Source organism: Pseudomonas sp. LS1212, assembly GCF_024741815.1.
GTDB lineage: Bacteria > Pseudomonadota > Gammaproteobacteria > Pseudomonadales > Pseudomonadaceae > Aquipseudomonas.
The window spans coordinates 3,915,065-3,939,037 of sequence record NZ_CP102951.1 but is presented as its reverse complement, the minus strand read 5'-3'; the positions used below and the strand labels follow the sequence as shown (position 1 = coordinate 3,939,037).

The following is a 23,973-nucleotide window of genomic DNA, read 5'->3' as shown; positions in this document are numbered from 1 at the left end:
CTGTCAGTTTCGTGCGGGTGAAATGCATGTCTGGCGGGGGGAAGCACCTGAAAAACAGGGGGGCGACAGGCGCTCATTGATCGAAATGTTGCACGGCGTCATAATGTAGCCCCTTTTTTCTGTCCCTACATGTGGAAGGTTCCCGTGACTCAGAAGCCCGACCAGTGTCTTGGTGAATGGATCGATCGTGAAGCGCTCGCCGAGGCGATGATTCCGCTGATCGGTCAGCTCTACCGCAATAACAATGTGGTGAGTTCGATCTACGGCCGCAGCCTGATCAACCGTTCAGTCATCGCGATTCTCAAAGCCCACCGCTTTGCTCGCCATCGCCAGTCCGACGAAAGTGAACTGTCGGTACACGAGACATTCCCGCTGCTCAAGGCCATGAGCGAACTCAAGCTCGGCGCTGCCTCGGTCGACCTGGGCAAGCTGGCAGTCAAGTTCAAGGAACAAGGCAAAGGCCGCACTGCCGAGCAGTTCGTCCGCGACGAAATGGCCGATGTCGTCGGTAAGCAGAACGGTTCCGGCCGCAAAGGCACTGACGTGGTCTTGTACGGCTTCGGTCGTATCGGTCGTCTGCTGGCGCGCATCCTGATCGAAAAAACCGGTGGTGGCGACGGCCTGCGTCTGCGCGCCATCGTCGTCCGTAAAGGCGCCGAGAACGATCTGGTCAAACGTGCCAGCCTGCTGCGTCGTGACTCGGTGCATGGCCCGTTCGATGGCACCATCACCATCGACGAAGAGCACAACACCATCACCGCCAACGGTAACCTGATCCAGGTTATCTACGCGAAGAACCCTACCGAGGTGGACTACACCCAGTACGGTATCGAAAACGCCCTGCTGGTGGACAACACCGGCGTATGGCGTGATGCCGAGGGCCTGGGCCAGCACCTGGCCTGCCCGGGTATCGATCGCGTCGTCCTGACCGCGCCAGGCAAAGGCAAGCTGAAGAACATCGTTCACGGCATCAACCACGGCGAGATCACCCCTGACGACAAGATCGTGTCCGCCGCTTCCTGCACCACCAACGCCATCGTGCCGGTGCTCAAGGCTGTCAACGACAAGTTCGGCATCGTCAACGGTCACGTTGAGACGGTTCACTCGTACACCAACGACCAGAACCTGATCGACAACTTCCACAAGGGTTCTCGCCGTGGCCGTAGCGCCGCGCTGAACATGGTCATCACCGAGACCGGTGCCGCCACTGCTGCTGCCAAGGCCCTGCCTGAGCTGGCCGGCAAGCTGACCGGTAACGCGATCCGTGTTCCAACGCCGAACGTGTCGATGGCCATTCTCAACCTGAACCTCGAGAAAGCCGCCACCCGTGAAGAGATGAACGAGTACCTGCGCTACATGGCGCTGCACTCCGATCTGCACAAGCAAATCGACTACGTCAATTCCCAGGAAGTGGTTTCCACCGACTTCGTCGGTTCGCGCCACGCCGGTATCGTCGATGCCGAAGCCACCATCTGCAACGACAACCGCGTTGTTCTGTACGTCTGGTACGACAACGAATTCGGTTACAGCTGCCAGGTAGTGCGTGTAATGGAAGACATGGCTGACGTTAACCCGCCAGCTTTCCCACGCTAAGCTTCAGCTCAGTCGTGAAAAACGGGAACCTTCAAGGTTCCCGTTTTTTTTGTCATCTGCACGGGAGTCTGTGTTGAATCCATGCCCGAGAATCTGCAGCCTGATCAGTCTGGTACTGGTGCTGGCAGGGTGCGATGGTGGTGATTCGCTTGAGCGCGTCAGTGGCCCGACCATGGGCAGCAGTTTTACGGTTCAGTATGTGCGTTCGCCGGGAAGCCCGGGGCCTGAAGAGGTCAAGGGCGAGGTCGAGACGCTGCTGGCCGTGATCGACCGGACGTTTTCGACCTACCGCAGCGACTCGGACATCGAGCGCTTCAATGTCTTGCCGGCTAACAGCTGTCAGGTGATGCCGCAGCCTTTGCTGCGACTGGTGCAGGTCGGCGAGCAGCTCGCCGAGCAAAGCCAGGGAGCCTTTGACCTGACGGTCGGGCCCTTGCTCAACCTCTGGGGCTTTGGCCCGCAGGCACGTGAGGCGAGGGTGCCGGATGCGCAGGCGCTGGCCAGTGCCCGGCAACGGGTCGGGTACCGGCACTTGCGCATTCAAGGCGACAGGCTCTGCAAGGATGCCGCTGTGGAGGTCGACTTCAACAGCATCGCTGCCGGCTACGCGGTAGACGAGGTGGTCGAACGCCTGCAGGCGCTGGGGGTTACCAGTTACCTGGTCGAAGTGACCGGCGAGTTGCGTGCGGCCGGGCGCAAGCCCGATGGAAGCCATTGGCGCGTGGCCCTGGAAGTGCCGCGTGACGACCGTCAAACGGCCCAGCAGATCATTTCGGTCGACGGTTATGGCGTCTCCACATCTGGCGATTACCGCAATTACTTCGAGCGCGATGGCAAGCGTTACTCGCACACGCTCGATGCGCGCACCGGCAGGCCCGTGGAACATGCGTTGGCGGCAGTGACAGTGCTCGATTCTTCGGCGTTGATGGCTGATGGCCTCTCCACGCTGTTGATGATTCTCGGGCCGCAGGAAGGCTGGGACTATGCGCTGCAACACGAAATCGCAGCATTTTTCGTGATGCATGCCGATAAGGGTTTCGCCACTCGCGTCACACCGGCTTTCGAGCAGATGGATGCGAATGAATAGTTCAGGGTCAGTTGTTGCAACTGATTGACGATGTAGTGCAGACAAAAATAGCCTACGACGCGACCAAGGGTTAATGTTCGCGGCGCTCAGGCTTGTTTAGACTGCAGCCGATTTTTTTTCATGTTGCCGAGCGCGACATGATGTAGCCGGAGAATGCCAAAGTGGCATCTCGGCCCGTTCTGAAGGAGTACGCATGGCTGTCTACAACTACGACGTAGTGGTGCTGGGTTCCGGTCCGGCTGGGGAAGGTGCGGCAATGAATGCCGCAAAAGCAGGGCGCAAGGTAGCGATGGTCGACAGTCGGCGTCAGGTCGGCGGCAATTGCACTCACCTGGGCACCATCCCTTCCAAGGCCTTGCGTCACTCCGTGCGGCAGATTATGCAGTTCAACACCAACCCGATGTTCCGGGCCATTGGTGAGCCGCGCTGGTTCTCGTTCCCGGACGTGCTCAAGAGCGCGGAAAAGGTCATCTCCAAGCAGGTCGCCTCGCGCACCGGTTACTACGCCCGCAACCGGGTCGACGTGTTCTTCGGCACCGCCAGCTTCGCCGACGAGCAAACCGTCGAAGTGGTGTGCGCCAACGGCGTGGTCGAGAAGCTGGTGGCCAAGCACATCATCATCGCCACCGGTTCACGCCCCTATCGCCCGGCCGACATCGATTTCCACCACCCGCGTATCTACGATAGCGACACTATCCTGAGCCTGGGCCACACACCGCGCAAACTCATCGTTTACGGCGCTGGCGTGATCGGTTGCGAATATGCCTCGATCTTCAGTGGTCTCGGCGTGCTGGTGGAGTTGGTCGACAACCGTGGCCAGCTGTTGAGCTTCCTGGACTCCGAGATCTCCCAGGCGCTGAGCTATCACTTCAGTAACAACAACATCACCGTGCGCCATAACGAGGAATACGATCGTGTCGAAGGCCTCGACAACGGCGTGATCCTGCACCTCAAGTCCGGCAAGAAAATCAAGGCCGATGCCTTGCTCTGGTGCAACGGTCGTACCGGCAACACCGACAAGCTGGGCATGGAAAACATCGGGGTCAAGGTCAATAGCCGCGGCCAGATCGAAGTGGACGAGAACTACCGCACCTGTGTGCCGAACATCTATGGCGCCGGCGATGTGATCGGCTGGCCGAGCCTGGCCAGTGCCGCCCACGACCAGGGGCGTTCGGCCGCCGGCAGCATTGTCGATAATGGCAGCTGGCGCTTCGTCAACGATGTGCCGACCGGCATCTACACGATTCCGGAAATCAGCTCGATCGGCAAGAATGAGCAGGAACTGACCCAGGCCAAGGTGCCGTACGAAGTCGGCAAGGCGTTCTTCAAGGGCATGGCGCGCGCGCAAATTGCCGGTGAACCACAGGGCATGTTGAAGATCCTGTTCCACCGCGAAACCCTGGAAGTGCTTGGCGTGCACTGCTTCGGTTATCAGGCGTCGGAGATCGTCCACATTGGCCAGGCGATCATGAACCAGCAGGGCGAAGCCAATACCCTGAAGTATTTCGTCAACACCACCTTCAACTACCCGACCATGGCCGAAGCCTATCGGGTAGCGGCGTACGATGGCCTCAACCGGCTTTTTTAAGCGACTCCGGCCGGTGGCCTGAGCCGGCCGGGGAGACCGATTTCAGCAATTCTCGAGCGTGGCGCTGGCCAAACCGGGAAAGTCTGTAATCAGGCTATCTACGCCGAAGTCGACGAGCCGGCGCATCAGCGCCGGTTCGTTGACTGTCCATACCGAGACATGCAAACCCTGGCGCTGGGCTTTTGCCAGGCGCTCGGGGGTGCACAGCGTCCAGTTCAAGGCCAGCATCTCGCAGCCGTAGTTCTGCGCGACCTTCAGTGGGTCGAGCCAGGCATACTCGGCGACCAGGCCGCGAGACAGGTCCGGGGTCAGCTCAAGCGCTGCCTTGAGGACTTCCCGCGAACTTGAAGTGACGGTGACCTTTTCCAGCAACCCGAAGTGTTGAGCCAATTCGCGGATCGCCAGTACCGTGGTCGCGGCGCGCATGCGCGAAGCACTCTTGACTTCCAGTTGCCAGTGGTCGAAGTCGCATTTCTCGAACAACTCCTCGAGCCTCGGAATCGGGCAAGGGTTGACCCAGCCCGGGCCACCCTTGCGCGCATCGTAGGTGACCAGTTCGGCCGCCGTATGTTCGACCACCTTGCCGCGTCGGTCGGTGGTGCGCCGCAGGCTCGGGTCGTGAATCACCATCAGCTCGTTGTCCGAAGACAGGTGCAGATCGAGTTCGCAGCGCCGTACACCGTGCTTGAGGCACTGCTGGAAGCTGGTCAGGGTGTTTTCGGGGGCTTCGCCCTTGGCGCCGCGGTGGCCATATATAAGGGTCACGTTTGTTCCTTCAAGAAAAGTGTCAGGTAGCGCCAGTGGCTTCGCAGATCAGGTCAGATGGCGTTTGGTGCGCTGTGCTCACGGGCGCTGCGCCGCTGCTGCGCCTGTTTCTGCAAAATATAGCGGGCCAGCAATTGCCGTTGGGCGTCGGTAGGGGCCTCGAATAGAGCGCCGATCTCGAAGCTTCCTTCCGGGGTCGCGTCGCAGTGGGTGACACGGGCCCGCAACAACATCCCCAATGCCTGCGGCATCAAGGCCATTTTGACCGAGAGAAGCGTGCCGGGAGCGTAGGCCTGAGCCTGGCTGAACTCGATGCCGCCTTCGGAAAGAACCACCGGTTGCGGCTCGCCGATCTTGCCCAGGATGGTTTGCGCGACCACCTGGCTCAGCAGGTCGATGCGCCTGTTCTGGGCCTTGAGGAAATTGGCCAGGGGCCGGTCGCTGTCACTGAGCTGGCGCAGCAGGTGCTGTGATTCGAATTCGCTCAGGTGCAGTTCACTGAGCAGATTGAACAGTGGCGACGCATCTTGCAACAAGTCCGTGCCAAGCGTGTCAGCGCTTGTCAGAGGGCTAATTTCCAGTGCGATCCGATCCTCGATACGGTAGTATTCGCGGCGATCTTCTTCATCTAATGTCGACATGGCGAACCCATGGTAGCGGCGGTGGTCTGAGTGTAAAGCTGCTCTTCAAGCCCCGCCACAAGGACGTTCCTCTTTCCTCCGAACAAGCCCCGACATGTTCAGACCTCTCTTCGTATATATCGGTACGCGTTATACCCGTGCCAAACGCCGTAATCATTTTGTGTCGTTCATTTCCCTGACCTCGATGATCGGCCTCGCTCTTGGCGTGGTCGTGATGATCGTCGTACTTTCGGTCATGAATGGCTTCGATCATGAAATGCGTACCCGTGTGCTGGGGATGGTGCCCCATGCGACCCTCGAAACCGGTCAACCGATCAGCAACTGGCCGGCTCTTGCCAACCAAGTAAAGCAGAATCGGCAAGTGCTGGCGGTTGCGCCGTTCACTCAGATGCAGGGCCTGCTGACCCATGAGGGCAAAGTGCAGAAGGTGTTGCTCAACGGCATCGACCCGGCCCGGGAGCGCAGCGTCTCGATCATCGATGCCTTCATCAGGCAAGGCCAGCTCGAAGCGCTGAAACCCGGCGAGTTCGGGATCATGATCGGCGACAAGGCGGCAACCAAGCTCGGCCTTGCCATCGGCGACAAGCTGACCTTCGTCGCCCCCGAGGTCACGGTGACCCCGGCCGGGATGTTCCCGCGCATGAAGCGCTTTACCGTGGTCGGCATTTTCCATGTCGGCGCCGGTGAGCTCGATGGCTACCTGGGCCTGACCAATATCGAGGACCTGTCGCGCCTGCATCGCTGGAAGGCCGATCAGGTGCAGGGCTTGCGCCTGAAGTTCGACGACCTGTTCCAGGCGCCGCGCGCATCCTGGTATATCGCCCAGAAGCTTGGCGACGACTACTACGCCCGCGACTGGACCCGCACCCACGGCAACCTGTACCAGGCGATCCGCATGGAGAAGGCCATGATCGGCCTGTTGCTGCTGCTGATCGTCGCGGTGGCGGCGTTCAACATCATTTCCACGCTGGTGATGGTGGTCAACGACAAGAAGGGCGATATCGCCATCCTGCGGACCCTGGGTTCGACGCCGGGCCAGATCATGGCGATTTTCATGGTCCAGGGCACGGTGATCGGCGTTGTCGGCACCCTGATCGGCGCCGTGGTCGGAATATTCGCCGCGCTCAATGTCAGCGCGGCGATTGCCGGGCTGGAAACGCTGATCGGCCACAAGTTCCTGAACGCGGACGTCTACTTCATCGACTACCTGCCGTCGCAACTCATGGCCGAAGATGTGCTGATGGTCTGCGGTGCGGCGTTGGTCCTGAGTTTCCTCGCCACCCTGTATCCGGCCTGGCGTGCTGCGCGCACCCAGCCTGCGGAGGCGCTACGTTATGAGTGAGTTGGGCATGAGTGATAAAGCAGTGCTGAGTTGCCGCAACCTGGGCAAGTCCTACGAGGAAGGCCCGGAGTCTGTCGAAGTGTTGTCGGGGCTGGCGCTGGAGCTGCACTCTGGCGAGCGCGTGGCTATTGTCGGCAGTTCCGGGTCGGGCAAAAGTACCTTGCTCAACCTGCTCGGCGGGCTCGACACGCCGAGCAAGGGCAGCGTCTGGCTGGCTGGCGAAGAACTCTCGGCGCTGGGCGAGCGGGCCCGTGGGCTGTTGCGCAACCGCGCGCTGGGCTTCGTCTATCAGTTCCATCACCTATTGCCGGAATTCACCGCACTGGAAAACGTCTGCATGCCTCTGCTGATCGGCCGTACGGCGATTCCCGAAGCGCGCGAGCGGGCCACTGCGTTGTTGACGCGCGTGGGCCTGGCCCATCGCCTGGGTCACAAGCCAGCCGAATTGTCCGGTGGCGAACGCCAGCGTGTGGCGATTGCCCGGGCGCTGGTCAACCGTCCCGGCCTGGTCATGCTCGACGAGCCGACCGGTAACCTCGACCACCATACCGCCCAGGGTATTCAGGACCTGATGCTGGAGTTGAGCACCTCGTCGCACACGGCGTTCCTGGTGGTGACCCACGATTTGAACCTGGCCCGGCAGATGGATCGGGTGTTGCGCCTGGAAGAAGGCCGACTGGTCGCCATCTGATCCGACTGTGCGCGGCGCTTCTCCGGGCGGGGAAGTGCCGGGTCCATTATTTTTCTTACGGTGCCCCGGAATGTTCAGACCGTTATCGATCTTCATAGGCGCGCGCTATACCCGCGCCAAGCGCCGCAATCATTTTATTTCGTTCATCTCCATGACCTCGATGATCGGCCTGGCACTGGGCGTGCTGGCCATGATCGTGGTGCTGTCGGTCATGAACGGCTTCCAGCGGGAGATGAGCTCGCGCATCCTCGGCATGGTTCCCCATGCGACCGTTCTGGGTGTCAAGCCGCTCGACGACTGGCAGCCGGTTGCCGCTGCCGCGCTGAAAAACCCGGAAGTGCTGGCCGCCGTGCCCTTCACCGAAATGGAGGGCATGCTCTCCTACAAGGGCGCGATGCAGCCGATCCAGATCAGCGGCATCGACCCGGCCCAGGAAGGCAAGGTCTCGATCGTTGCCGACCATATCGTCCAGGGTCGCTTGAACGACCTGAAGCCCGGTGAGTTCGGCGTGGTGGTCGGGGAAATCACCGCGCGGCGCTTTCGCTTGAATGTCGGCGACAAGTTGACCCTGATTGTCCCTGAAGTCAGCACGGCACCGGGCGGGATTACTCCGCGCATGCAGCGGCTGAATGTGGTCGGCGTGTTCAAGGTGGGCGCCGAGCTGGACGGCTCCATGGCGCTGATCCATATGGCGGACGCCGCGCAGATGCAGCGCTGGGAACCGAACCAGGTGCAGAGCGTGCGGCTCAAGGTCAAGGATCTGTACAGTGCGCCGCAGGTTTCCGGGGCGATTGCCGCGGGCCTGGGCGATCAGTTCAAGGCCGATGACTGGACCCATACCCAAGGCAGCCTGTTCAGTGCGATGAAGATGGAAAAGACCATGATCGGTCTGTTGCTGCTGATGATCGTCGCGGTCGCGGCCTTCAACATCATCGCAACCTTGATCATGGTGGTGAACGACAAGGGGGCGGACATCGCCATCCTGCGCACTATCGGCGCCACGCCTCGGCAGATCATGTCGATCTTCATGGTTCAGGGTACGGTGATCGGTATCGTCGGCACCCTGATCGGCGGCATCCTCGGGGTCTTTGCGGCCATCAATGTCAGTGCCCTGGTCGGCTGGCTGGAGCGACTCACCGGGCAGCATATCTTCACCTCCGATGTGTATTTCATCAGTACCTTGCCATCGGAGCTGCAGTGGTTTGACGTGGCGTTGATCTGTACGGCAGGCTTTACCCTGAGCTTCCTGGCGACGATTTACCCGGCCTGGCGTGCGGCGCAGATCCAGCCGGCTTACGCTTTGCGGTACGAGTGATGTTTTTGGGACCGCTTTGCGGTCCTATCGCTTGCCAGCGATGAAGCCCTCAAATCGGGCAATCATCTAAATCCCAACCGGCAACTCAATCACAAACCGCGTCCACCCCCCAACCGATTCGCAACGAATCGACCCACCATGGGCGCGAACGATCGACTGGGTAATCGCCAGCCCCAATCCCGCATGTTCGCTACTGCCTTCACGCCGGGCAGGATCGGCCCGGTAGAAGCGGTCGAACAAACGCGGCAGCAGTGCCGGGTCAATTCCCTCGCCGCTGTTTTCCACGTGCAGCTGAATCTGTCCTTCGATCACCTTCATGCCCACGTTGACTTCCCCGCCTGCCGCGGTAAACCGCAGCGCGTTGTCCAGCAGGTTGGAGAGGGCGCGGCGCAGCATGCTCCGGTCACCGATAAATCGCGCCTCACCGGTGCGGCTCAAGCGCACTTGGGCGTCTTCGGCCAAGGGCGCGAAATATTCCAGAAGGGCATCGGCTTCCTCATCCAGCGCCAGCGGCTCGCGATGGGGCATCAACAGGCCGTGGTCGGCCTTGGCCAGATAGAGCATGTCATTGACCAGTTGCGCCATCCATTGCAGCTCCTCCAGATTGCCGTGCAGGGCTTCGCGATAGTCTTCCAGCTCGCGCGGGCGGGTCAGGGTGACCTGGGTGTGGGTCAGCAGGTTCGACAAGGGCGTGCGCAGTTCATGGGCGATGTCGGCGGAGAAGGCCGACAGGCGCTGGAAGGCGTCGTCCAGGCGCCCGAGCATGGCGTTGAAGGCCTGGGCCAGTTCGGCCAGTTCGATCGGCATTTGCGCTTGTGGCAGGCGCGTGGTCAGCGAGCGGGCCGAGACACTGGAAGCGACCTCGCTCATGCGCCGCAGCGGGCGCAGGCCGCTGCGCGCGGCCCAGGCGCCGAGCAGGGCAGTGGCCAGGGCCGAGAGCCCGATGGTCAACCAGATCAGCCGCTGCACACGCTGCAAAAAGTGTTGGTGATGGGTGATGTCTAGCAGTAGGGTCAAATGTGCCGAGCCGGCTTTGCCCGGGGCCAACTCCGTGCTGAAACTGCGGTAGTCGATGCCGTTGGCGTGGAGCGTACCGACGCCGCTGGCGTGAGGCGCGGCGGGCAGGTTGGCCTGGCTCTCGAACCAGAGCTGGCCGTCGCTACCCTGGATGCGCAGTGCCAGATCCGGTTGATGGCTCAGCTCGGCTTGCAGGGCCGGCAGCCGCTGTTCAAGGCTGGCGTGACTCTCGGCGCCTTGCAGCAACTGGCGCAGGACGGGCAGTTTACCGGCAAGCTGTTGCTGGTCCAGTTCGATGAAGTGGGTTTCGCTGGCGCGGCTGAACAATACCCCGGCAATCAACGACACCACGGCGGTACAGGCGGCGAACAGCAGTGCCAGGCGGCTGCTCAGTGACAAGCGACGCATCAGGCGCAGCGCTCTTCGAGCACATAGCCCATGCCGCGCACGGTATGAATCAATTTGTTTTCGTGGCTGTCATCGATTTTCAGGCGCAAGCGGCGGATCGCCACCTCGATGACATTGGTGTCACTGTCAAAATTCATGTCCCAGACCTGCGAGGCGATCAAGGATTTGGGCAGCACCTCGCCCTGGCGCCGCAGCAGAAGTTCCAGCAAGGCAAACTCCTTGGCGGTCAGGTCGATGCGCTGGCCATTGCGTTCGGCTCGGCGCCGTATCAAGTCCAGGCGCAGGTCAGCCACGCTCAACGAAGTTTCCTGCGCTGGGCTGCTGCCGCGGCGCAGCAGGCTACGGACCCGCGCCAGCAGTTCGGAGAAGGCGAAGGGCTTGACCAGGTAGTCGTCGGCACCCAGTTCGAGGCCATGTACGCGGTCCTCGACAGCATCGCGAGCCGTGAGAAACAGCACCGGCATGTCCAGGCCGGCTCTGCGCACCGCTTGCAGGATTTGCCAGCCATCGCGGCCCGGCAACATCACATCCAGTATCAGCAGGGCGTAGTCGCCGGTCAGCGCCAGGTGCTGGCCGGTAATGCCGTCTGCGACCAGTTCGGTATTGAAGCCCGCTTCGCTCAGGCCCTGACGCAGGTAGTGGCCGGTCTTGGCCTGGTCTTCGACAATCAGCAGTTTCATGGATGACTCATGGCAATGGCTCCGAGGCTTTATACCCTGAGCGCGCGGGCTCTGGCGCAAGCTGACAAAGTTGTAATCTTTTCGTCAGCTCGCTGCCAGTGGCGGTTTTCTACAGTGTCGCACAGCCTGATTATCGTCTGATGGAGCATACGAAGATGAACGGCATACTCATGGCCGCCGGCCTGATGGCCCTCAGCCTGCCTGGACCTTCAGCCAGGCCAGCGGCATCGAGTTCGCCTGCAACGTACCCGGCCACTACCAGGCAGGCATGGTCGGCACGCTAAAGATCGCCAAATAGCACGACGGGTCCCAAGCATGGCGCAAACCCGATAAACTATGCCAGTTTATTCAGTCAGGTTTCCGCCATGCATCCCGCAGCCGAACATTCGCCGTTGGGCAAGTCCAGCGAATACATCTCTACCTACACGCCGTCGTTGCTGTTCCCTATCCCGCGCGCAGCCAAGTGGGCCGAACTGGGCTTGACCGCCGACACGCTGCCGTACAAGGGCGTGGACTTCTGGAACTGCTTCGAGCTGTCCTGGCTGTTGCCATCGGGCAAGCCTGTGGTCGCCATCGGCGAGTTCAGCATTCCGGCCGAGTCGCCGAATATCATCGAATCGAAGTCCTTCAAGCTTTACCTCAATTCGTTGAACCAGACGCCGTTCGAATCGGTGCAGGCGGTACAGGCATGCCTGGAAAAAGACCTCTCGGCCGCAGCCGGCAAGCCGGTGGGTGTTCGCGTGCGAACCCTGGCCGAGGTGGAGGCAGAAGGCGTGCATGCCTTGCCGGGCGTTTGTATCGATGAGCTGGATGTCAGCATCAGTAACTACGAGCAGCCACAACCGCAATTGCTGCGCTGCGATGCCGAGCGAGTCATTGAAGAAAGCCTGCACAGCCATTTGCTCAAATCCAACTGCCCAGTGACCGGCCAGCCGGACTGGGGCAGTGTGACGGTGCACTACCGCGGCGCGGCGCTCGACCACGCCAGCTTCCTGGCCTATCTGGTCAGCTTCCGTCAGCATGCCGATTTTCATGAGCAATGCGTGGAGCGGATTTTCCTGGACCTGCAGCGGCTGCTCAAGCCGCAGGCCCTGACCGTCTACGCCCGTTACGTGCGCCGGGGCGGGCTGGATATCAACCCCTACCGCAGCACCGAAGCCGTGACCGAGCAGAATTTGCGCCTGGTTCGGCAGTAAGGCCATTCAGCGGCATGGGGTTGGTCGGCGATCTTGGCCCCGTCTGAACGACGGGGCTTTTTGTAGGGTTCAGATACCCATATTGCCCAGGGCCTGAACGATATTGCGCAGCGCTGCCGCCACTCCCGGATGCGTGAGTTCGAATTGTTCGACGGCCAGGTTGACTTCGTCGGCCAGGCTGGAGTCCTGAGTTTTTGTTTCCAGTTGAATTTGCAGTTCGATCTGCTGCATCAAAAGCTGCAAATCGGCCCGCTCCGCTTCGGAGTGCGGTGGGTTTTGCTCCAATTGCTCGCGCAAGGCGTTCAATTTCTCTTGCAGTTCGCGGGCAGGCATGGCGTTCTCCCTCAAATGGTAGGCACAGCCATGGACCCTGGCAGCATGCGAAAGGTCCATCACTGACTTTAGATTAATCCACTCGGGCGCTGCCTGCATGATCCTGATCAACACGGATGTATCAAGGTCTTTCACCCTTGAGCCGACGTTGACCGATGTCCCACAGGCAGGCGTCGAGCTCCATCAGGTGGTCGATCACCGAATGCACGCCCAGGTTGAACAATCGTAGCGTCGCCTTGGCGCGTTGGTGTTCCTGCTCCTGGGCGGTCAGCGTTTGCCATTGAGTGTCCGATGCGCCGCACAGCGGGCCGGAGGACGCCAGGCCAATGGTCCAGAGGCCGGCATTGAGGCCCGCCTGCAGCAACTTCGGCTCACCACTGACCAGTACGCAACCTTCCAGTCGCTCGACCCTGAGCGCCATCAGCGCCCGCCAACAGGCATCGGGAGCTGGCCAGCGCCCGTGCTCCCAGGTGTTGTTGATCGGGGCGACCCAGTCGGGCAGAGGGGTTGCCAAGTGCTGGCTGACGGCCTCGGGCAACTCGTCCAGCCAGGCACAGGGCACGCCTTGCTCATGCAGGGTGTTGAGGGTTTCCAGGGCGCCGGGAATGGCCTGCGCCGGTTCGTCGGAATCGGCCCGTGCGTGAAAGCGGGCACTCGCGTCGACCAGGCAGCCACTGAGGCCAAAAAGCAAGGCGGTAAAGGGGGCAGGTTGTGGCATGGCAACGTCCCTGAAATAACGAGTCAGGCTACCTGCGGTCCATGACAGTCCGGTGACCGTCAGGTGATGCCGTAGAAGACAGGCGTCCTACGGCCAAAGGAGCGCAAACCTGCCCAATCGACAGCCCAGGCCGTATACTTGCCGTTTGATGGTCGTACGGCTTAGTGCCCGCCACAGTGATTTCGAGGAGTGAGTGTATGCGTGTGATCGGTGCAGGATTGATCGATCGTCTTGTCCGGACCTGTCTGTACGCCAGCGTGGTTCTGGTGCCTGTGGCCGCCCAGGCAGCCGAGGAGGATCCTTGGGAAGGTGTCAACCGGGTTATCTTCCGGTTCAACGACACGCTCGACACGTATGCGCTCAAGCCACTGGCGCAGGGCTACCAGTTCGTCACTCCGCAGATTCTTGAAGACGGCATCCACAACATGTTCCGCAACGTGGGCGACGTCGGCAACCTGGCCAACAATGTGTTTCAGTTGAAGCCCCAGGCAGCCGGTGTCGACACCGCGCGCTTGATCTTCAACACCACCTTCGGCTTGTTCGGTTTCTTCGACATTGGCACCAGGATGGGCCTGCAACGCAACGATGAAGACTTCGGCCAGACCCTGGGCTACTGGGGCACCAGCAGCGGTCCGTACGTGGTCCTGCCGTTTTTCGGCCCCAGCACCGTGCGCGACGCCATCGCCAAGTACCCGGACTCCTACACCAAGCCTTATCGCTACATCGATCATGAGCCGACGCGCTATTCCCTGCTCGCTGTCGACGTGATCGATACCCGCGCCAGCCTGCTGTCGGCCGAGAAGCTGATCCAGGGCGACAAATACACATTCATTCGCAATGCCTACTTGCAGAACCGCGAGTTCAAGGTCAAGGACGGGCAAGTCGAAGACGACTTCTGATCGCCGGCTGAAAACCACACAAGGCGGCCATCTGGCCGCCTTGCGCGCATAAAGGTCCATCCAACCATTAGGTTGGGCTGAAACAGGTTTTTATAACTCCCGGTCATTTGAGCGCTAAAGACCTCAAGCGACCATCGGTGCGAGCTTGAAACGCCCGGCGGATGGGAGTACCGTCAGCGCCTTACAGGGCACCTCTGAGAGTTGCAGTGCAGGACTTATTGTCCTACAACTCAATAGACAGAGAGGCTAGAAGTGAATCCAGTAAGTGTGCTCAGGCCCAGCCAAGCCGCCTACGCCAACCAATTTCTGGCGCCGTTTGCCCACATGCACAAAACCAGTGCCACGCTGCTGATAATCGATGATGACGACGTAGTGCGCGCAAGCCTTGCAGCCTACCTTGAAGACAGTGGCTTCAGCGTCCTGCAGGCAAACAATGGCTTGCAGGGGCTCGAGGTATTCGAGCAGCAGCAGCCCGATCTTGTGATCTGCGACTTGCGCATGCCTCAAATGGGCGGCCTTGAGCTGATTCGACAGGTCACCGAACGCACTCCGGATCTCCCGGTAATCGTCGTTTCTGGCGCGGGTGTCATGAACGATGCGGTCGAGGCCTTGCGCCTGGGCGCTGCCGACTACCTGATCAAGCCTCTGGAAGACCTCGCGGTGCTCGAGCATTCGGTTCACCGAGCGCTGGACCGTGCGCACCTGCTGCTGGAAAACAAGCGCTACCGGCAGAAGCTCGAGACCGCCAACCGCGAGCTCGAAGCCAGCCTGCACTTGTTGCAGGAAGACCAGAACGCCGGGCGCCAGGTGCAGATTAACATGCTGCCGGAAAGCCCGTGGCTGGTCGATGGCTTGCAATTCGATCACGAGATCATCCCGTCGTTGTACCTGTCGGGCGACTTCGTCGACTATTTCCGCGTCGATGACCGGCGTATCGGCTTCTACCTGGCCGACGTGTCCGGGCATGGCGCGTCATCGGCGTTCGTCACCGTGCTGCTGAAGTTCATGACCACGCGCCTGCTGTTCGAATCCAAGCGCAATGGCACCATGCCAGAGTTCAAGCCGTCGGAAGTGCTCGGGCACATCAACCGTGGCCTGATCAACTGCAAGCTGGGCAAACATGTGACAATGGTTGGCGGTGTGATCGACGAAGAAACCGGGATATTGACCTACAGCATCGGCGGGCACCTGCCGCTGCCAGTGCTGTTCACGCCGGGCCAGAGCCGCTATCTGGAAGGGCGTGGCCTGCCGGTCGGCCTGTTCAATGAAGCCACCTACCAGGACCAGGTGCTCGAGCTGCCCCCCAGCTTCAGCCTGACCCTGTTATCTGATGGCATATTGGACCTTTTGCCCGGTGAGACACTCAAAGATAAAGAAGCGGCCTTGCCTGAGATAGTCAAGGCAGCGGGCGGCAGCCTGGATGGGCTGCGGCAACGTTTTGGATTGGCTACGCTTGGGGAGATGCCGGATGATATCGCCCTATTGGTGTTAAGCAGGAATCTTGAATGAGTACCGGTAGAATCCAGTTCGCCGAACAGAACGGCACCTTCGTTCTGAAATTTGTCGGTGAAGTACGCCTTACCCTCTGTTCGGCGTTGGATGCGACTATTGAGAAGATCTTCACGGCGCTGAATTTTTCGGCCATCGTCATCGATCTGACCGAAACCAATAGCATCGACAGCACCACATTGGGCCTGCTGGCCAAGCTGTCGATCCTGTCGCGGCAAAAAGTCGGGCTGCTGCCAACCGTCGTGACCACCCACGAGGACATCACGCGGCTGCTGCAATCGATGGGCTTCGATCAGGTGTTCAACATTGTTGACCGGCCGATCCCGTGCCCGGAATGCCTGACCGACCTGCCATCGCAGGATCAGTCCGAAGAGGTGGTCAAGGCCAAGGTGCTCGAAGCGCACAAGATCCTCATGGGCCTGAACGACTCCAATCGTGAAGCCTTCCATGACCTGGTCAATGCGCTGGAGCGGACCTGACCGCAGCCTGAAAGGCAGGCAATAAAAAGGGCGACCCCGCGAGGAGTCGCCCTTTTTGCGTTCGCTGCGCCGATCAGACCTTGGCGGCGAGCAGGGCTTCGAGTTTTTCCTGGTCGCGAGCGAACTGGCGGATGCCCTCGGCCAGCTTCTCGGTGGCCATGGCGTCTTCGTTCGAGGCCCAGCGGAACTGGCTTTCGTTCAGGCTCTGGCGTGGCTCGCCGGCATTGCCCGGGCTCAGCTTGCGTACCAGCTTGCCGTCGTCCTGGGCCAGTTGCTGCAGCAGTTCGGGGCTGATGGTCAGGCGATCGCAGCCGGCCAATTCTTCGATCTGCCCCAGGTTGCGGAAGCTCGCACCCATGACCACGGTCTTGAAGGCATTGGTCTTGTAATAGTTGTAGATTCGCGTCACCGATTGCACGCCAGGATCTTCCGAGCCGACGTAGTCGGTACCGGTGGCCTTCTTGTACCAGTCGTAGATCCGGCCCACGAACGGCGAAATCAGATACACCCCGGCGTCCGCACAGGCCACGGCCTGGGCAAAGGAAAACAGCAGGGTCAGGTTGGTCTGGATACCTTCGCGCTCGAGCTTTTCAGCGGCGCGAATACCTTCCCAGGTCGACGCCAGCTTGATCAGCACGCGCTCACGACCGATGCCGGCTTTTTCGTACAGATCAATCAGCTGATTGGCCTTGGCCAGCGACGCTTTCTCGTCGAACGACAGGCGCGCATCCACCTCGGTCGAGATACGCCCAGGAATCACTTTCAGGATCTGGCTGCCCACCGCGACCGCGAAACGGTCACAAGCCAGGCCCGCATCGCCCTTGCTGTCACGCACGGCGTCGTTCAGCAGCTCGGCATAACCGGGCATGGCCGCCGCCTTGAGCAGCAGGGAAGGGTTGGTGGTGGCGTCGACCGGCTTGAGACGGGAAATGGCCTCACTGTCACCGGTGTCGGCAACTACAGTGGTGTACTGTTTCAGTTGTTCGAGCTTGGAAGTCATGTGCGTGCTCTGTCCTGTGCGGTTTGGACGACATTACCCGAGCGCTGCCCCCCGCTCAAGGGGCCTGGGCGGCAGCAGACGGTAAAAGATATGATTTTGATTTCCAATCCCCGCACAGGTTCCGTAATCAACGGCCTTCGAGCAACTGCCCGGCTTGATCGAGCAACGCCAGCGGGTCCTTGCTCTTGTGGATATCCACCGACAACAACTGCCGAAACTTACGCGCCCCCGGAAAACCCTGGCCCAGCCCGAGGATATGCCGGGTGATATGGTGCATCGAACCCCCCGCCGCCACATGCCCGGCAATATAAGGCCGCAGCCGCGCCAGCGCCTCACTGCGGGAAATCACCGGCGCCGTGCTGCCAAACAATTGCTGGTCGACATCGGCCAGCAAATACGGGTTGTGATACGCCTCGCGCCCGAGCATCACGCCATCAAAGGTCTGCAGATGCGTGTGGCATTCTTCCATCGTCTTGATCCCGCCATTGAGCACGATCTCAAGGTCGGGAAAATCGGCCTTCAACTGCGCAGCCACTTCATAACGCAGCGGCGGAATGTCCCGGTTCTCCTTCGGCGACAGCCCCTCGAGAATCGCAATCCGCGCATGCACGGTAAAACTGCGGCAGCCCGCTTCGCGCACCTGCCCGACGAAATCGCACAGCTCGGCATAACTGTCGCGCCCGTTGATCCCGATCCGGTGCTTGACCGTCACCGGAATCGACACCGCATCACGCATCGCCTTCACACAATCGGCCACCAACGCCGGATGCCCCATCAGGCAGGCGCCGATCATATTGTTCTGCACACGATCGCTCGGGCAGCCGACGTTGAGGTTGACCTCATCGTAGCCGGCTTCTTCGGCCATGCGGGCGCAGGCTGCCAGGTCTGCCGGGACACTGCCGCCCAATTGTAGGGCCAGCGGGTGCTCGGTTTCGTCATGGCGCAGAAAGCGCTCGTGATCACCGTTGAGCAGGGCGCCGGTGGTGACCATCTCGGTGTAGAGCAGGGCACGGCTGGAGAGCAGGCGCAGGAAGTAGCGGCAGTGGCGGTCGGTCCAGTCCATCATCGGCGCAACGGAGAAGCGTCGAGACAGCGCGGAGCTTGTAATCTGTGGGTTTGAGGCTGTTTTTACTGACATTTCACTCAACGTGTTTTGTACCGATTTTCGGGGTTTTTTGGGCATTTTTGCCAAGTGGTTGGTACAATGTACCAATCGAAAGTCGACGTGTACCAATTCCAGATGGCAACGATCAGAGCACGCAAAAGGGCCGATGGCACAACCAGCTACACCGTCCAGATCCGTATTAATCGCGACAAGCAGCTAGTCTACCAAGAGAACCAGACATTCGCCCGCAAGCAGGCTGCCCAGGCTTGGGCGAAACGACGGGAGACCGAGCTAGCCGAACCTGGTGCGATCGAGCGGGCGAACCGCAAGGGGTTCTCGGTCAAGGAAATGATCGAGCGCTACCTGGTTGAACTGGAGAAGGCTCGACCGCTGGGGAAAACGAAACGAGCAACACTCAAAGCGATCGCTGAGACCGATTTTGGTGAGGTGCTGGATTCCGACATCACCAGTCAACGCCTGGTCGATTTTGCGTTGTGGCGCATGAGCGAGGAAGGAGGAGGGGTTCAGCCACAAACTGCTGGTAATGATCTGGCTCACCTCGGCTCTGTGCTGTCGATTGCAAGGCCGGCCTGGGGTTATGAGGTTGACCCGCATGCAATGCCTGATGCCCGCAAGGTGCTGAAGAAACTCGGCTACAACATGAAAAGTCGTGAGCGTGACAGACGTCCTACTAAGGGGGAGCTGGACCGGTTGCTCAAGCATTTCTTCGAGATGCAGAAACGCAAACCGTCCTCGATCAACATGCCTAAAGTCTTGGGCTTTGCCCTCTATTCGACGCGGCGTCAGGAGGAAATCACTCGGATTCGCTGGGACGACCTGGATGAATCTCGGCAGGCGGTGCTTGTGCGGGACATGAAGAACCCGGGGCAGAAGATCGGCAACGACGTTTGGTGTCATTTGCCAGATGAGGCGTGGGCGATTCTGCAGACAATGCCCAAGGAGTGCCCAGAGATTTTTCCCTATAACTCGGATTCAATCTCGGCAGCGTTCACACGAGCCTGCACCTTTCTTGAGATCGCAGATCTGCATTTTCACGATTTGCGTCACGATGGTGTGAGCCGCCTATTTGAAATGGATTGGGATATACCGAGGGTGGCTAGCGTATCGGGCCATCGGGATTGGAACTCGCTACGGCGCTATACCCATTTGCGCGGAAGAGGTGACCCATATATGGGCTGGGTTTGGCTGGAGAAAATCCAGCAGGCGCCTGTGAAGCTGGGCGCTCGGTCTTTATTGGGTTAGCTGACTGCACAGAACGACGTTGACTCCACTGCCACTGACCAGTCAGTTGCCTTGTGCTGACTGGCAGAGAGCGGCCAACAGCAGCCGCTCGTAGCCCTCAGCGTCCACGCCACTCAATACTTTCTGAAAGACGACCTGGACGGCTTACGCACTGACATGGAATCCTGAGTCACGTAGTCCATCCCTTTCAGCAGAGCCAACCCTTCATGCTTATGCAGCTTCTGACCAGCCTCCTGCCTTCACTCACAATCCAAAATACAAAGGTTCATCTTGCACAACACAATGGGGTTGAACACCCAATGGACGTGTACCTTGCAGGCGATTTCGACGATTGGCAGTCATGGCAGTCCCGAAGAAATTTTGAATGCGAGTACGTGATTGGTCTGGTCGAACTACCCGGCACCAAAAAATGGTTACTGGCGGGCGTTTACGATTCACTCAAAGTTAACGAATCAAAGGGCAGTAAAGAGAATCGTGACTTCGTGTACGAATACCGCAGTGTGCCTGAATTTGTCGAGCTGGAAGGTCGTTTGATACTCGACTACACGAAGCCACGAGGGAACTACCTCTGGCTGCAAACGTGCCTGAAAAGCATGGTTGTATCCTCGATGCTGGAAAAGCCTATGACAGTTGGCAGATTCCCCGGCTTCAAGGAAGTGGATATATCCCATCGGGAACTGAGACTCATCGTCAAGCAAGGTCTGGAGTCATGGCAGACAGCACTTTCCAGCGTAGCAGGCGTGTACCTCATATCTGACCGAACTGAAGGCGAGCATCAGCTATACGTAGGCTCCGCGACCGGAACAGGCGGTTTGTGGGACCGATGGGTTAACTACTCCAATAGCGGGCATGGTGGGAACACCCGCATACGAGATCTGCACACCAAGCGTGGCAAAGATTTCACAGAAAATTTCAGGTTCAGCATCCTCGAAATCGCTGACAAACACACAGGGAAGGACGAAATGATGCAGAAGGAAATCCACTGGAAACGCCGCCTTCTGACCCGCGACAGCGGCTTAAACGGAAACTGAAGGGGCCGAAAAGTCCTCCGTCGATAGCTGACGGTTCTGGAAGGCAGCTACAGCCAGAAGCGGATACCAGCAGGTAGATCACCAACTGGCCATACGTTAGCATTGACCTCTCTAGCAGACCCAGGGACTGAACATGCTCCGCCACCTCTTCCTCGCAACATTCGCCCTTCTCCTCACCGCATGCGCAAGCGTCGAGCATAAAACGCTGGAGGCAAGGCAAAAGATTAAACACGACCTCAATTTAGCAGAGGTCGTCGATACATCGATTATGAGCTTCTGTTGGTCTCAGATTGGGGGATACGCTCGCTGCAAGTACACCCCTGGCATAGGCATCCTTACTCCCGAAAGCTTGCTGCTGGTCAACTATGAGAACGGCACATATGTCCAAAAAGACATCCTGACGAAAGAGGATGTGAAATGCATCAGCGACGGTAATGGACAGACCTTCACTGTATTCAAAAATCAGTTGGCTGTGTCTCTTATTCCTTACGCGGATGGTCCTGGAGCCGCGAACAATCCAGAATTCCGAGCCAAGGCGCTCAAGCTGCTGCAGAGCAAGGGCCAGCCCTACCTCACCGGCGAAGCCGCCGCATTCATCCGAAAAACTGACAGCAAAGAGTACGGAATCAGTAACGTCCATGTCGGAGGCAAAGCGGTACCGTTTGTAGTCGGGACAGACGTTCACGAAATATACAGCCCCTGTCCGAGCCTGGGGAAAGCTGCTCGATGAGGTTTCGTCGATTTTCGCCAGGGCTGACCGGCAGCAACGGGTCGACTTCTGCCGGTCACGACCGGCAGAGATCGGCCAAAAGCGGCCACTCGCGGCTGTTACCTTCGACCCGAACCGGACAATGGCGTACTACCTTCTGGTCGGTAAGAATGGCCGCTGGTTGCCGAGATGTATCCGTCCGGCCAAGTCATCTACCCAGCCCTGCAAAGCCAAGACATGGTGTGCACTTAAATTTAAGTGGGCACCAGTTCGAGCCTTTCAAGCGGGTATTTCATGCAACCACAACGCCGTTCCTACTCCAAATCCTTCAAAGTCCAAGTCATTCAAGAGTGCGCCCAGCCCGGCGCCTCGATTGCCAGCGTCGCGCTGAGCCATAGACTCAACGCGAACCTCGTCCACAAGTGGATTCGAGGGCAAAAGCAAAAAAACACGGAGCTGCAACCTGCTTTTATTCCGTTCCCCATGCAGCTAGCCGGAGCAAATTCGCAAACTGCATCATCGAATATCTGCGTTGAAATCCAGCACCCGCGTGGCACTGTCAAAGTGAACTGGCCGACCGAAAGCGCGGCTGCCTGCGCCACCTTTCTGCGAGATCTGTTGCGATGATCCGCATCGACTCCATCTGGCTGGCGACGGAGCCCATGGACATGCGCGCCGGCACCGAAACCGCGCTGGCGCGGGTGGTCGCCGTGTTCGGTGCGGCGCAGCCGCACTGTGCTTATCTGTTTGCCAATCGTCGCGCCACGCGCATCAAGGTGTTGGTACACGATGGCCTAGGTATCTGGCTGGCGGCCCGCCGCCTGCACCAGGGCAAATTTTTCTGGCCGGGTTCTCGACACGGCGCTCACGTGGAATTGGGCGCTGAGCAGTTGCACGCTCTGGTGCTGGGTTTGCCCTGGCAACGAGTCGGGCCGGGCGACGCTATTTCCATCGTGTGACGCCTGCCATGGCCAGCCTGGCCGCGCAATTGTCCGATGAGTCTATCGCCGGTATTGGCCTGCTCTGGCAAAATCGGCGGCATGACTTCGCTTTCCAATCTCGACCAACTAAACCCTGACCAACTGCGCGCGCTGGCCGCGCAGTTGATGCAGCGCGTCGAGACGATGGACAAGCAAATCCATCGTCACCAAACGGTTATCGAGAAACTGACCCACGAGATCGCGCAGCTCAAACGCTTCAAATTTGCCAAGCGCAGCGAGCAATTAAGCCCGGATCAAGCCAGCCTGCTCGATGACCTGATCGACACTGACATCGCAGCCATCGAAGCCGAGCTTGCAGCTCTGCAACCGGCTCCCGTGCCGACCGAGGCTCGTCAAAAGCCCAAGCGTACGGCTTTGCCGCCGCAGTTTCCGCGCACCCTGATCCATCACGAACCGGACAACACGCAGTGCACCTGCGGCTGCGCCCTCAAGCGCATCGGCGAGGATGTCAGCGAGAAACTCGACTACACGCCGGGCGTGTTCACCGTCGAACGCCATATCCGTGGCAAGTGGGTCTGCGATCAGTGCGAAACCCTGATCCAGGCCCCGGTTCCGGCGCAGGTGATCGACAAGGGCATCCCGACAGCAGGCCTGCTGGCCCAGGTGATGATCGCCAAGTACGGTGATCATTTGCCGCTGTATCGTCAAGAAAAGATCTTTGCCCGGGCTGGCCTGGCCATCCCGCGCTCAACCCTGGCGCAGTGGGTCGGCACCTGCGGTGTGCAGTTGCAACCGCTGGTTGATGCGTTGCGCGAGGTGGTGCTTGGACACAACGTGGTGCACGCTGACGAAACGCCGGTACAGATGCTCACGCCGGGCGCGAAGAAAACTCACCGCGCCTATGTCTGGGCCTACGCTACCAGCTCGTTTGCCGACGTAAAGGCGGTTGTTTACGACTTCAGCCCCAGCCGCTCGGGTGAACATGCCCGCGCTTTCCTGCAAGACTGGAAGGGCCAACTGGTTTGCGACGATTTTGGTGGCTACAAGGCCAGCTTTGCACTCGGCGTCACCGAGATCGGCTGTATGGCTCATGCCCGGCGCAAGTTCTTCGAGCTGCACGTCACGAACAAAAGCCAGCTTGCCGAACAGGCCTTGCGCTACATCCAGGTGCTATACGAAATAGAGCATGAAGTCCGCGACCTCGCACCTGACGCTCGACGACGGATACGCCAGGAAAAAGCCGCGCCAGCGATGGATGCGTTGCATGCCTGGATGACCGCCCAGCGCCAGCTTGTGCACGATGGGGTGGCTATCGCCAAGGCTCTGGATTACAGCCTCAAGCGCTGGGCGGCGTTGTCACGCTATCTCGATGACGGCGCGGTACCCATAGATAACAACCACGCCGAGCAGCAGATAAGGCCGTGGGCGCTGGGTCGCAAGAACTGGCTCTTTGCCGGGTCGTTGCGCAGCGGCAAACGTGCGGCGGCACTGATGAGCCTGATCCAGTCGGCCAAGCTCAACGGGCATGATCCGTACGAATACTTGAAGAACGTACTGGCGCGGCTGCCGACGCAGCGGGCGAGCCAGATCGCCGAGCTGTTGCCACATAATTGGATGCCGTTACGCAACCTGTAATGCCCATTCGCTTACGCCGAGATAACCA

General features: G+C 59.7%; 24 protein-coding genes and 1 pseudogene. 17 read left to right on the top strand and 8 right to left on the bottom strand.

From position 1 onward, the window contains the following. Positions 1-129: 129 nt before the first annotated feature. The 3 genes from NVV94_RS18320 (at position 130) to sthA (ending at position 4,268) form a co-directional block, all read left to right on the top strand. Entirely contained in the window at positions 130-1,593 is a 1,464-nt protein-coding gene (locus tag NVV94_RS18320; protein WP_258443797.1) for a glyceraldehyde-3-phosphate dehydrogenase, read from the top strand. Positions 1,594-1,708: 115 nt separating this feature from the next. Continuing rightward, entirely contained in the window at positions 1,709-2,680 is a 972-nt protein-coding gene (locus NVV94_RS18315; RefSeq protein ID WP_258447744.1) for an FAD:protein FMN transferase, read from the top strand. A gap of 193 nt (positions 2,681-2,873) precedes the next feature. Beyond that, on the top strand, positions 2,874-4,268 hold the full coding sequence (gene sthA, locus NVV94_RS18310; protein WP_258443796.1) for a Si-specific NAD(P)(+) transhydrogenase: 1,395 nt from the start codon (positions 2,874-2,876) through the stop codon (positions 4,266-4,268). A 42-nt stretch (positions 4,269-4,310) separates the two neighbouring features. On the opposite strand, the gene NVV94_RS18305 is transcribed toward sthA, so the two are convergent. After that, on the bottom strand, positions 4,311-5,033 hold the full coding sequence (locus tag NVV94_RS18305) for a glycerophosphodiester phosphodiesterase (RefSeq protein WP_258443795.1): 723 nt from the start codon (positions 5,031-5,033) through the stop codon (positions 4,311-4,313). Between the two features lie 53 nt (positions 5,034-5,086). After that, the gene (locus NVV94_RS18300) at positions 5,087-5,674 is read right to left on the bottom strand and encodes a PilZ domain-containing protein (RefSeq protein ID WP_258443794.1); all 588 of its coding nucleotides are present in this window, start codon (positions 5,672-5,674) and stop codon (positions 5,087-5,089) included. Positions 5,675-5,768: 94 nt separating this feature from the next. Here NVV94_RS18300 and NVV94_RS18295 point away from each other — a divergent pair, with 94 nt between their 5' ends. From NVV94_RS18295 to NVV94_RS18285, 3 genes are all read left to right on the top strand, one after another. Continuing rightward, positions 5,769-7,016 carry a lipoprotein-releasing ABC transporter permease subunit gene (locus tag NVV94_RS18295; RefSeq protein ID WP_258443793.1) on the top strand — a complete coding sequence of 416 codons (1,248 nt, stop codon included), beginning with the start codon at positions 5,769-5,771 and terminating at the stop codon, positions 7,014-7,016. A 7-nt stretch (positions 7,017-7,023) separates the two neighbouring features. Then, positions 7,024-7,707, top strand: a complete 684-nt coding sequence (lolD, locus tag NVV94_RS18290; protein WP_258443792.1) for a lipoprotein-releasing ABC transporter ATP-binding protein LolD — start codon at positions 7,024-7,026, stop codon at positions 7,705-7,707. A gap of 70 nt (positions 7,708-7,777) precedes the next feature. Next, the gene (locus tag NVV94_RS18285; protein WP_258443791.1) at positions 7,778-9,022 is read left to right on the top strand and encodes a lipoprotein-releasing ABC transporter permease subunit; all 1,245 of its coding nucleotides are present in this window, start codon (positions 7,778-7,780) and stop codon (positions 9,020-9,022) included. Positions 9,023-9,088: 66 nt separating this feature from the next. Here the strand turns inward: NVV94_RS18285 and NVV94_RS18280 are convergent, their stop codons facing one another. After that, positions 9,089-10,447, bottom strand: coding sequence for a heavy metal sensor histidine kinase (locus NVV94_RS18280; RefSeq protein WP_309304256.1), 1,359 nt, complete (start codon positions 10,445-10,447; stop codon positions 9,089-9,091). Continuing rightward, positions 10,447-11,127: a heavy metal response regulator transcription factor gene (locus NVV94_RS18275; protein ID WP_258443790.1), complete on the bottom strand. Its 681-nt coding sequence runs from the start codon at positions 11,125-11,127 to the stop codon at positions 10,447-10,449. The genes NVV94_RS18280 and NVV94_RS18275 overlap by 1 nt, the downstream gene beginning before the upstream one ends. Before the next feature lie 202 nt (positions 11,128-11,329). On the opposite strand from NVV94_RS18275, the pseudogene NVV94_RS18270 reads away from it, so the two are divergent. Together NVV94_RS18270 and queF are read left to right on the top strand one after the other, a co-directional pair. Then, a pseudogene (locus tag NVV94_RS18270) lies at positions 11,330-11,425 on the top strand (copper-binding protein); the annotation flags it as partial. Positions 11,426-11,492: 67 nt separating this feature from the next. Further along, positions 11,493-12,323, top strand: coding sequence for an NADPH-dependent 7-cyano-7-deazaguanine reductase QueF (gene queF, locus NVV94_RS18265; protein ID WP_258443789.1), 831 nt, complete (start codon positions 11,493-11,495; stop codon positions 12,321-12,323). 69 nt (positions 12,324-12,392) lie between these two features. Here queF and NVV94_RS18260 read toward each other — a convergent pair whose 3' ends face one another. Next, on the bottom strand, positions 12,393-12,656 hold the full coding sequence (locus tag NVV94_RS18260) for a DUF4404 family protein (RefSeq protein WP_258443788.1): 264 nt from the start codon (positions 12,654-12,656) through the stop codon (positions 12,393-12,395). Between the two features lie 121 nt (positions 12,657-12,777). After that, complete coding sequence (locus NVV94_RS18255; protein WP_258443787.1) at positions 12,778-13,374, bottom strand: hypothetical protein; 597 nt, start codon at positions 13,372-13,374, stop codon at positions 12,778-12,780. 197 nt (positions 13,375-13,571) lie between these two features. Here NVV94_RS18255 and NVV94_RS18250 point away from each other — a divergent pair, with 197 nt between their 5' ends. From NVV94_RS18250 to rssC, 3 genes are all read left to right on the top strand, one after another. Then, positions 13,572-14,273, top strand: coding sequence for a VacJ family lipoprotein (locus tag NVV94_RS18250; protein WP_258443786.1), 702 nt, complete (start codon positions 13,572-13,574; stop codon positions 14,271-14,273). A 324-nt stretch (positions 14,274-14,597) separates the two neighbouring features. Next, on the top strand, positions 14,598-15,782 hold the full coding sequence (gene rssB / locus NVV94_RS18245; RefSeq protein ID WP_258447742.1) for a two-component system response regulator RssB: 1,185 nt from the start codon (positions 14,598-14,600) through the stop codon (positions 15,780-15,782). After that, positions 15,779-16,261 carry an anti-sigma factor antagonist RssC gene (gene rssC / locus NVV94_RS18240; protein WP_258443785.1) on the top strand — a complete coding sequence of 161 codons (483 nt, stop codon included), beginning with the start codon at positions 15,779-15,781 and terminating at the stop codon, positions 16,259-16,261. Before rssB ends, rssC begins: the two co-directional genes overlap by 4 nt. A 73-nt stretch (positions 16,262-16,334) precedes the next feature. Here rssC and tal read toward each other — a convergent pair whose 3' ends face one another. Continuing rightward, entirely contained in the window at positions 16,335-17,261 is a 927-nt protein-coding gene (gene tal, locus NVV94_RS18235; protein WP_258443784.1) for a transaldolase, read from the bottom strand. Positions 17,262-17,388: 127 nt separating this feature from the next. After that, a complete protein-coding gene (gene dusA, locus NVV94_RS18230) occupies positions 17,389-18,399 on the bottom strand; it encodes a tRNA dihydrouridine(20/20a) synthase DusA (protein WP_258443783.1) in 1,011 nt (336 codons plus the stop codon). 66 nt (positions 18,400-18,465) lie between these two features. Here dusA and NVV94_RS18225 point away from each other — a divergent pair, with 66 nt between their 5' ends. The 6 genes from NVV94_RS18225 to tnpC all read left to right on the top strand — a co-directional run bounded on the left by NVV94_RS18225 (position 18,466) and on the right by tnpC (position 23,945). Then, positions 18,466-19,629, top strand: a complete 1,164-nt coding sequence (locus NVV94_RS18225; protein ID WP_258443781.1) for a site-specific integrase — start codon at positions 18,466-18,468, stop codon at positions 19,627-19,629. Between the two features lie 206 nt (positions 19,630-19,835). Further along, on the top strand, positions 19,836-20,660 hold the full coding sequence (locus NVV94_RS18220) for a GIY-YIG nuclease family protein (protein ID WP_258443779.1): 825 nt from the start codon (positions 19,836-19,838) through the stop codon (positions 20,658-20,660). 133 nt (positions 20,661-20,793) lie between these two features. Further along, positions 20,794-21,390 (top strand): hypothetical protein, encoded by a 597-nt coding sequence (locus NVV94_RS18215; protein ID WP_258443778.1) that lies wholly within the window; start codon positions 20,794-20,796, stop codon positions 21,388-21,390. A gap of 273 nt (positions 21,391-21,663) precedes the next feature. Then, positions 21,664-21,996 (top strand): IS66-like element accessory protein TnpA, encoded by a 333-nt coding sequence (gene tnpA / locus NVV94_RS18210; protein ID WP_258443077.1) that lies wholly within the window; start codon positions 21,664-21,666, stop codon positions 21,994-21,996. Further along, positions 21,993-22,328, top strand: a complete 336-nt coding sequence (gene tnpB / locus NVV94_RS18205; protein WP_258443103.1) for an IS66 family insertion sequence element accessory protein TnpB — start codon at positions 21,993-21,995, stop codon at positions 22,326-22,328. Before tnpA ends, tnpB begins: the two co-directional genes overlap by 4 nt. Before the next feature lie 81 nt (positions 22,329-22,409). Then, on the top strand, positions 22,410-23,945 hold the full coding sequence (tnpC, locus tag NVV94_RS18200) for an IS66 family transposase (RefSeq protein ID WP_258443102.1): 1,536 nt from the start codon (positions 22,410-22,412) through the stop codon (positions 23,943-23,945). Positions 23,946-23,973 lie beyond the last annotated feature (28 nt).

Bases quoted from the DNA above. Each gene is read 5' to 3' on its own strand.
- sthA (WP_258443796.1), top strand. From the start codon at position 2,874: ATGGCTGTCTACAACTACGACGTAGTGGTGCTGGGTTCCGGTCCGGCT.
- rssC (WP_258443785.1), top strand. From the start codon at position 15,779: ATGAGTACCGGTAGAATCCAGTTCGCCGAACAGAACGGCACCTTCGTT.
- queF (WP_258443789.1), top strand. From the start codon at position 11,493: ATGCATCCCGCAGCCGAACATTCGCCGTTGGGCAAGTCCAGCGAATAC.
- NVV94_RS18225 (WP_258443781.1), top strand. From the start codon at position 18,466: ATGTACCAATCGAAAGTCGACGTGTACCAATTCCAGATGGCAACGATC.
- NVV94_RS18300 (WP_258443794.1), bottom strand. From the start codon at position 5,674: ATGTCGACATTAGATGAAGAAGATCGCCGCGAATACTACCGTATCGAG.
- rssB (WP_258447742.1), top strand. From the start codon at position 14,598: ATGCACAAAACCAGTGCCACGCTGCTGATAATCGATGATGACGACGTA.
- NVV94_RS18220 (WP_258443779.1), top strand. From the start codon at position 19,836: ATGCTTATGCAGCTTCTGACCAGCCTCCTGCCTTCACTCACAATCCAA.
- NVV94_RS18285 (WP_258443791.1), top strand. From the start codon at position 7,778: ATGTTCAGACCGTTATCGATCTTCATAGGCGCGCGCTATACCCGCGCC.
- tnpB (WP_258443103.1), top strand. From the start codon at position 21,993: ATGATCCGCATCGACTCCATCTGGCTGGCGACGGAGCCCATGGACATG.
- dusA (WP_258443783.1), bottom strand. From the start codon at position 18,399: ATGTCAGTAAAAACAGCCTCAAACCCACAGATTACAAGCTCCGCGCTG.
- NVV94_RS18295 (WP_258443793.1), top strand. From the start codon at position 5,769: ATGTTCAGACCTCTCTTCGTATATATCGGTACGCGTTATACCCGTGCC.
- tnpA (WP_258443077.1), top strand. From the start codon at position 21,664: ATGCAACCACAACGCCGTTCCTACTCCAAATCCTTCAAAGTCCAAGTC.
- NVV94_RS18250 (WP_258443786.1), top strand. From the start codon at position 13,572: ATGCGTGTGATCGGTGCAGGATTGATCGATCGTCTTGTCCGGACCTGT.
- lolD (WP_258443792.1), top strand. From the start codon at position 7,024: ATGAGTGATAAAGCAGTGCTGAGTTGCCGCAACCTGGGCAAGTCCTAC.
- tnpC (WP_258443102.1), top strand. From the start codon at position 22,410: ATGACTTCGCTTTCCAATCTCGACCAACTAAACCCTGACCAACTGCGC.
- NVV94_RS18215 (WP_258443778.1), top strand. From the start codon at position 20,794: ATGCTCCGCCACCTCTTCCTCGCAACATTCGCCCTTCTCCTCACCGCA.
- NVV94_RS18280 (WP_309304256.1), bottom strand. From the start codon at position 10,447: ATGCGTCGCTTGTCACTGAGCAGCCGCCTGGCACTGCTGTTCGCCGCC.
- tal (WP_258443784.1), bottom strand. From the start codon at position 17,261: ATGACTTCCAAGCTCGAACAACTGAAACAGTACACCACTGTAGTTGCC.
- NVV94_RS18255 (WP_258443787.1), bottom strand. From the start codon at position 13,374: ATGCCACAACCTGCCCCCTTTACCGCCTTGCTTTTTGGCCTCAGTGGC.
- NVV94_RS18275 (WP_258443790.1), bottom strand. From the start codon at position 11,127: ATGAAACTGCTGATTGTCGAAGACCAGGCCAAGACCGGCCACTACCTG.
- NVV94_RS18260 (WP_258443788.1), bottom strand. From the start codon at position 12,656: ATGCCTGCCCGCGAACTGCAAGAGAAATTGAACGCCTTGCGCGAGCAA.
- NVV94_RS18320 (WP_258443797.1), top strand. From the start codon at position 130: ATGTGGAAGGTTCCCGTGACTCAGAAGCCCGACCAGTGTCTTGGTGAA.